The organism is Mycobacterium neumannii (genome assembly GCF_048452905.1).
GTDB classification, from domain to species: Bacteria; Actinomycetota; Actinomycetes; order Mycobacteriales; family Mycobacteriaceae; genus Mycobacterium; species Mycobacterium neumannii_B.
On record NZ_JBCGVF010000001.1, the window covers coordinates 927,589 to 935,499 of the forward strand.

Below are 7,911 nucleotides of genomic sequence, written 5' to 3' on the forward strand. Positions count from 1 at the left end.
CGAGCGACCGCGTCTGCACGGCGACACGCCGTAACAAGACGTGCAAAGGCGGTCGCTCGCACACGTCAAGCGCGCAAGCAGAGCCCGAATTGAGGAGCCCGCCGATTCTCGACGCGCGTCGAGTTTCTATCGTGACTGCATGAGCAATGACGCTGATGCCGGTCGGGTCGCCGAACTGGCGCGCGGGGTCGTCGCCGACCACGACCCGAAGAGCGTGCCGATTCCCGAATTTCTCGGCGCCTGCTATGACGCCGGTCTGACCTGGGTGCACTTTCCCGAAGGCCTCGGTGGGCTCGGGGTGTCCCGCGGTCTGCAGGCCGTCGCCGACCGCATCCTGCAGGGCGCGGGCGGCCCGGTGCCCCTCGGGCTCAACCCGATGGGCTACGGCATGGCCGCGCCGACGATCCGCGAACACGCCCAGACCGAGGATGTCAAGCGAAATTGGTTGCGCCCGTTGGCAACCACCGACGATCTGTGGTGCCAGTTGTTCTCCGAGCCGGGCGCCGGCTCCGACTTGGCCGGGCTTGCGACATCGGCCGTGCGCGACGGAGACGACTGGGTCATCAACGGCCAGAAGGTGTGGACCAGCCTCGCGCACCGAGCGCGTTGGGGACTGCTGCTCGCGCGCACCAATCCCGATGTGCCCAAGCACAAGGGCCTGACGTACTTCGTCATCGACATGCACGGGGCCGGCGTCGAGACGCGACCGCTACGCCAGATGACGGGCCAGGCCGAGTTCAACGAGGTCTACTTCAGCGACGCCCGCATCCCGGACAAGCACCGCCTCGGCGAGGTCGACAACGGCTGGGCCGTCGCGATGACGACGCTGATGAACGAACGCACCGCACTCGGCGGCAGCGGCAGCAGGCGCGGCGCAGGCACCATCGCCGATGCGACCGGACTGTGGGCGTCGCGACCCGAGCGCCACACACCGGTGCTGCGGGACCGGCTCACACAGCTGTGGCTGCGCTCGGAGGCGCAACGGCTCACCTCCGAACGCTCACGCGCAGCCGCGACGGTCGGCGGACCCGGCCCGGAAGGGTCGGTCGGCAAGTTGGTCGGCGCCGAGCTCAACCAGGACATCTACCAGTGGTGTATGGATTTCCTTGGACCAGAAGGGATCCTGTACCACGGCTATCAGCAGGGTGCAGGCACCGGTGAACGGGACTGGCAGGGGCCTATCCAGCAGCGGTACCTGCGAAGCAGGGCCAACACCATCGAAGGCGGCACGTCTGAGGTGATGCGGAACATTCTCGGCGAACGCATCCTCGGGCTGCCCGGCGACCTGCGTGCCGACGCCGGCATGCCGTGGAAGGAGATTCCCCGTGGTTGACAGCCCAGCCTCGCAGGCCGAGTACAAATTCACCGAGGAACAGGGCCAATTGCGTGATGCGGTGCGCAAGTTCAGCGCCGAACACTTCTCCGAGGAGACCGTCCGCGGGTTGATGGAGTCCGACCCGCCGTTCGATCCCAAGGTCTGGGCTCGACTCGGCGGCGAGCTCGGCGTGCTGGGTCTGTCGGTGCCCGAGGCCGACGGCGGAGTCGGCGGAACGCTCATCGATCAGGCTGTGGCCATCGAGGAGCTCGGGGCACGGTTGGCGTGTGGGCCGCTGTTCGGCACGGTGTACTTGGCGATCCCGGCCCTGGTGGCCGCCTCGCCAGGGCCGGTGCGCGACGAACTGCTCGCCGACCTCGTCGAGGGTCGGCGCACCGCGGCGTTCGCCGTGGTAGACCGCGCCGGTGCATTCGATCCGGACGCCGTTTCGGTGACTGCTGCAGGAAATACGTTGTCGGGCACCGTGACTCAGGTTGTCGACGGCGGCATCGCCGATGTTCTGTTGGTCGCCGCGCGTGACGGTGACGGCGTCGCCCTGTATGCCGTCGACGGCACCGCCGACGGAGTGCAGCGCACACCGCTGGCCACGCTCGACCTCACCCGCTCCGAGGCGAACGTGACGTTCACCGATGCGCCTGCGCGCGTGATCGCCGGGGTTGAGGAAGCCGCCCGGGTCATCGACCATGCGCTGCAGGTCGGTGCGGCGCTGCTCGCGGTGGAGCAGGTGGGCGCCGCCCAGCATCTGCTCGACCTGTCGGTGGACTATGCGAAGTCGCGGTTGCAGTTCGGCAGGCCGATCGGGTCGTTCCAGGCGGTCAAGCACCGGCTCGCGAACCTGCTCGTCGACGTCGAGCACGCGCGGTCGGCTGCCTATCACGCGATCTGGGCGCTGGCGGACGGATCCGATGATCCGGCACTGGCCACCAGCATTGCCCAGGCGGTCTGCTCGGGCGCCCTGACCCACGTCGCCAACGACACCATTCAGGTGCACGGTGGCATCGGGTTCACCTGGGAGCACCAGGCACATCTCTATTACAAGCGCGCCGCGACGAACGCGGTTCTGCTGGGCAGCACCGAGGAGCACAGGGACCGCGTCGCGGCGATGGTGCTCGACGGCGTGGAGGCCGAGCGGGTGCCGCGGGTCGCCGACGGCCACACGGTCTGAGCCAGTCTCGCCAGGGTGACTTGCGTCACCTGGTTGATAACGATTCGAAACCTGTTGCGTTGCAAGATGAGACACGAGGACCGAACAGGTCGGCGGTGAACACTATGTTCACAAGGTGCGCCGGCGAACCGCCCTCAAACTCCCGCTGTACCTTGCAGCCGCCGCGGCGCTGACCAAGCTGCCGTCCGCCGCTGCGGCCGAGACGGGGCGGTGGTCGGCTGACCGCGCCAACGCCTGGTATGGGGAGCAGGGCTGGCTGCTGGGCGCCAACTATGTCACCTCAAACGCGGTCAATCAGCTCGAGATGTTCCAAGCGGGCACCTACGATCCGCGCCGCATCTCCGGTGAGCTCAGCGTGGCCAGGCGGATCGGGATGAACACCATGCGGGTGTTCCTGCACGACCAGCTGTGGGCGACGGACCGAGCCGGATTCAGCCAGCGGCTTTCCCAGTTCGTCTCCATCGCGGCGAGCCACAACATCAAGCCGCTGTTCGTGCTGTTCGATTCGTGCTGGGATCCGTTGCCCAAGGCCGGCCCTCAACGCGCGCCGAACAAGGGAGTGCACAACTCGGGCTGGGTGCAAAGCCCCGGCGCTCACCGCCTGGAGGATCCGGCCTACACCCGCGTGCTGCAGAGCTATGTCACCGGGGTGGTCGGTCTGTTCCGCAACGATCCGCGGGTTCTGGGGTGGGACGTGTGGAACGAGCCGGACAACCCCGCGAAGGACTACCGCAAGGTCGAGCACGCGGACAAGCTGAAGCTGGTCACGGCGTTCCTGCCGCACGTGTTCCAGTGGGTGCGAGCGGTCAAGCCCATCCAGCCGTTGACCAGTGGCGTGTGGCAGGGTCATTGGCGCGACCCCGGCAGCCGCAGTGAGATCGCCAGCCTGCAGCTCGAGCTCTCCGACATCATCAGCTTCCACAGCTACGCCGAACCGTCAGAGTTCGAGGACCGTATCGACGAGCTCGCCCCGCTGGGCCGGCCGATCCTGTGCACCGAGTACCTCGCCCGCAACCTCGGCAGCACGGTCGAGGGCATTCTGCCGATTGCCAAGCGGCGCAACGTCGGTGCCTACAACTGGGGCTTCGTTGCCGGGCGGACGCAGACGTACCTTCCGTGGGACTCCTGGAACGATCCGTACACGACGCTTCCGGAGACGTGGTTCAGCGATCTGATCCACCCCGACGGTCGGGCGCACGACGACAACGAGATCCGCTTCATCCAGAAGCTCGCGGGTTTGAGCACCGCGAGCTAGGGTCCACGCCTCGACTGACCATCTCTTGTCGGGAATTGACTCGACTGCAGCCGTTTTCGGCATTTGAGGCAAGAGTTCGATTGGGTGGGCGTTGGGGGGCCGGATTTGTCGGTGGCTGGTGTCATGATGCGGTTATGACATTGAGCGCCGCGCCTTGTGATGCCGAGGAGCTCTCGCCCGATGAGCGGCTGGGGGCGCAGTTCGCTGCGCTGGAGGAGCTGGCCGGTCAACGCAACGCCATCGATGGGCGCATCGTGGACATCGTCGCTGCGATCGAGCGGGAGCGGTCGTGGGGGGCCACCGGGGCGCGCTCGGTCAAAGCGCTGGTGGCCTGGAAACTGGGCCTGTCCGATACCACCGCCAAAACGATCACCGCCATCGCCCATCGCATCGAGGAGTTCCCCCGCTGCACCGAACAACTACGCCAGGGACAGTTGTCGGCCGATCAGGTCGGGGTGATCGCCCAACACGCCGGCGCGGGCTCTGATGAGCACTACGCGCAGCTGGCGTCGGTAGCCACGGTCAGCCAACTGCGCTTTGCGGCCAAACTCGAACCGCGCCCCGAGCCCGAACGCCCCGCACCCGCCCCCGAACCGTCGCTGAGCAAAACCGTCGGCGAGCAGTTCACCACCTACCGCATCACCTTGCCCGCGTTGGAGGCCGCCAAGTTCGACGCCGCCCTGCAGTCACACCGCGACGCGCTGATCAACGAGCACCAGCGCGACCACGGCCCCGACACCGACGCCGACACCCACGAACGCCGCCAGCGACTGGGCGATCTGCGGCGCCAACCGCCGTTTCCCACCCTGGGTGATGCGTTCATGCGCCTGGTGCACACCGGCTGGGACACCGAGGCCACCCGCCGCCCCCACGGCCAAGACACCACGGTGATCGTGCACCGTCCCCGCCGAGTTCGAAGAAGGATTCGTCGACGCCGACGCGTTCGATGCCCAGTACTTGGGCGTAGATGCCGGCCAGGATTTCTTCTACGGCGTTGGCCGGGGCGCGGTAGCGCTCGGTGGTTTGGTATTCGGGCGCGGGCAGGGCGCGGGTGTCGAGTTTGCCGTTGACGGTCAATGGCAGCGTTTCGAGGACCACGACCGCTGCAGGCACCATGTAGGTGGGCAGGCGTTCGGCCAGGACGGCGCGGGCCTTGGTGGAATCCACGGTGCCGGTGACATAACCGACCAGCCGCTTATCTCCTGGCTGGTCCTCGCGGGCGATCACGACGGCTTGGGCGACTCCGTCGAGGGCGGCCAGGGCTGCTTGGACCTCACCGAGCTCGATGCGATACCCGCGAATCTTGACCTGCTCATCGGCACGGCCCACATACTGCAACTGCCCATCAGCACCCCAGCGCACCAGATCCCCAGTGCGATACATCCGCGCTGCGGCACCGGCGAACGGGCAGGCCACAAACCGCGTCGCACTCAACCCCGCACGCCCGGTGTATCCGTGACTGAGCCCGCCACCGGCGACATACAACTCACCGACCACACCAGCCGGCACCGGCCGCAACCACCCATCGAGGACGAAAAAGCCCAGATGCGCCAACGGCACCCCGATCGGGCTGACCGTGTTGTCGATGTCGGCCTCGACGATCTCCCTAAACGACGCGTGCACCGTCGTCTCGGTGATCCCGTACATGTTGATCAACCGCGGGGAACCGGGATGATTATGCAACCACGACCGAAGACGATGCGGCTCTAGGGCTTCCCCACCAAAGACCACCGTCTGCAACTTCAGCTGCTGACCCAACTCCGGCTGCAGCCCATCAGCGCTCTGCAATGCATAAAACGCCGAGGGGGTCTGACTCAACACCCCGACCTGCTCGCTGACCAGCAACGCATGAAGTTCCTCAGGAGAACGCACCACCGCATCGGGCACGATCACCAACCGCCCGCCATGCAGCAGCGCCCCCCAGATCTCCCACACCGAGAAATCGAAGGCCAGCGAATGGCACTGCGTCCACACCTGACCGGCCAACTCCACATCGGCATCCAAGGTGTCCAACAACTGCGCCACGTTGCGGTGCGCTACCGCCACCCCCTTGGGCACACCGGTGGTGCCCGAGGTGTAAATCACATAGGCCTCATCATCGGGTGAGGGCGCTGACCAACCCGCACCCCCAGCGGGCAGCGAATCGAGCACCACATCATCGATATCGACAACCCGCACACCGAGCCCATCGACGCGCGAGCGCAAACCCGCCGTGGTCACCACCGCCGCCGGCCCCGCATCACCGAGCACAAACTCGGTGCGCGCTTCAGGATGAGCCGGATCCAACGGCACATACACCGCCGCGCACTTGAGCACCGCCAGCATCGCCACCACCGCCTCAACCGAGCGCGGCAACAACAACCCCACCCGATCACCAGCAGCCACCCCGGCAGCGGACAACACCTGCGCCAGGCCAGACGACGCCACATCCAACTCGCCATAGGTCAACGAGCGGCCCTCACAGGACAGCGCCACCGCCTCCGGCGATCGGCCCACCTGCACACCAAACAACGCCGGAATCGACATCAACGGCGCAGCCGGCTCACTCAACGCCGCCTGATTACCCCACCCGAACAACTCGACATGCTCACCGGGATCGGCAACATCGACCGCCGACAACCGCTGAGCCGGATCAGCGACCATCGCCGACAACACCCGCCGCAACCGCTCCACGAGCATCTCAATACTGGCGGCATCAAACACATCGGTGCGGAACTCCACCTCCCCACCGATGCCCGCAGCCGCACCGGCCTCATCCCAACGCTCACCCAACCCAAACGTCAGATCCATGCGCGCAGTACGCGTACTCACCGACTCCGGGGTGACCTGCACATCACCCAAACCAAGCCCGACCGACTCAGCGCCCTGCCAGTTCTGCCAACCCAACATCACCTGAACCAACGGCGAATGAGTCAAGCTACGAGCCGGATTGAGCCGCTCGACAAGAACCTCAAAAGGCACATCCTGATGCTCATAGGCAGCCAAACTGCGCGCCCGCACCTGCGCCAACAACTCCGCAACAGTGGGATTTTCACCAACATCAACACGCAGCACCAACGTGTTGACGAAAAAACCCACCAACTCATCCAAAGCCGGATCACGCCGCCCCGCGACCGGGAAACCAACCGCCACATCAGAACTCGCGCTGATCTTGGACAACAACACCGCAAGAGCAGCCTGAACCACCATGAAACTGGTCGCGTTGTGCTCACGAGCCACCCGCACAACCTGCTCATGCAACTGCGCCGGCCAATCCACCCCCACCCGGGCACCACGATGATCAGCTACCGCCGGATACGGCCGATCAGTGGGCAAATCAAGACGCTCAGGCATCCCAGCCAACGCCTGCTCCCAATACCCCACCTGCGCCGCAATCGGACTACCCGGATCATCGAGATCACCCAACTGCTCACGCTGCCACAACGTGTAATCGACATACTGCACCGGCAACGGAGCCCAATCCGGCACCCGCCCCGCACACCGATTGGCGTAAGCAACCCCCAAATCACGCACCAACGGCGTGATCGACCAACCATCAGCGGCAATATGATGCACCACCGCCACCAAAACATGCTCATCCTCACGAACCCGGAAAACCCTGGCCCGCAACGGAATCTCAACCGCCACATCAAACGGACGCCACGCCACCTCATCAATGGCCTCACGCAGCCGACCCACCGACCAACCACTGGCATCCACAACGTCGCAGCCAAAACCACCACGCTCGACCGACACAACCACCTGCTGCGGCACCCCATCCGGGGCAGCAAACAACGTCCGCAAACTCTCATGGCGAGCCACCACATCACCCAACGCCAGCCCCAACGCCTCGGTGTCGAGATTTCCTCTGATGCGCAAGGCGGTCGCCATGTTGTACATCGGCGAGGGGCCCTGCAACTGCTCGATGAACCACAACCGCTGCTGGGCAAACGACAACGGAACCACCGCCGGCCGCTCCACCGCAACCACCGGCGCCCGCCGAACTCCCCCCACACCCACACACAACGCCAACTCAGCCACCGTCGGCGCCTCGAACACCGCCCGCACACCCAGACCCGCATCCAGCCCCGTGTTGATCGCAGCCACCAACCGCATCGCCGACAGCGAATCCCCACCCAACTCGAAGAACGAATCATCAACCCCGACCCGCTCCAC

Annotated in this window: 4 protein-coding genes and 1 pseudogene; 4 read left to right on the plus strand and 1 reads right to left on the minus strand. The window is 65.7% G+C overall.

From position 1 onward, the window contains the following. Positions 1–139 precede the first annotated feature (139 nt). From AAHH99_RS04515 to AAHH99_RS04530, 4 genes and pseudogenes are all read left to right on the plus strand, one after another. Complete coding sequence (locus tag AAHH99_RS04515) at positions 140–1,333, plus strand: acyl-CoA dehydrogenase family protein (protein WP_418767541.1); 1,194 nt, start codon at positions 140–142, stop codon at positions 1,331–1,333. Next, a complete protein-coding gene (locus tag AAHH99_RS04520; protein ID WP_418767542.1) occupies positions 1,326–2,501 on the plus strand; it encodes an acyl-CoA dehydrogenase family protein in 1,176 nt (391 codons plus the stop codon). Before AAHH99_RS04515 ends, AAHH99_RS04520 begins: the two co-directional genes overlap by 8 nt. 115 nt (positions 2,502–2,616) lie before the next feature. After that, on the plus strand, positions 2,617–3,756 hold the full coding sequence (locus tag AAHH99_RS04525; protein WP_418767543.1) for a 1,4-beta-xylanase: 1,140 nt from the start codon (positions 2,617–2,619) through the stop codon (positions 3,754–3,756). Between the two features lie 134 nt (positions 3,757–3,890). Further along, positions 3,891–4,655, plus strand: a pseudogene (locus tag AAHH99_RS04530) (DUF222 domain-containing protein); the annotation flags it as partial. On the opposite strand, the gene AAHH99_RS04535 reads toward AAHH99_RS04530, so the two are convergent. After that, positions 4,576–7,911 (minus strand): amino acid adenylation domain-containing protein (locus tag AAHH99_RS04535; RefSeq protein ID WP_418767544.1); only part of this gene is annotated, 3,336 nt, incomplete at its 5' end. The pseudogene AAHH99_RS04530 and the gene AAHH99_RS04535 overlap by 80 nt on opposite strands.

What these genes read in the sequence shown, in the direction of transcription:
- AAHH99_RS04515 (WP_418767541.1), top strand. Translation starts at nt 140, where the DNA reads ATGAGCAATGACGCTGATGCCGGTCGGGTCGCCGAACTGGCGCGCGGG.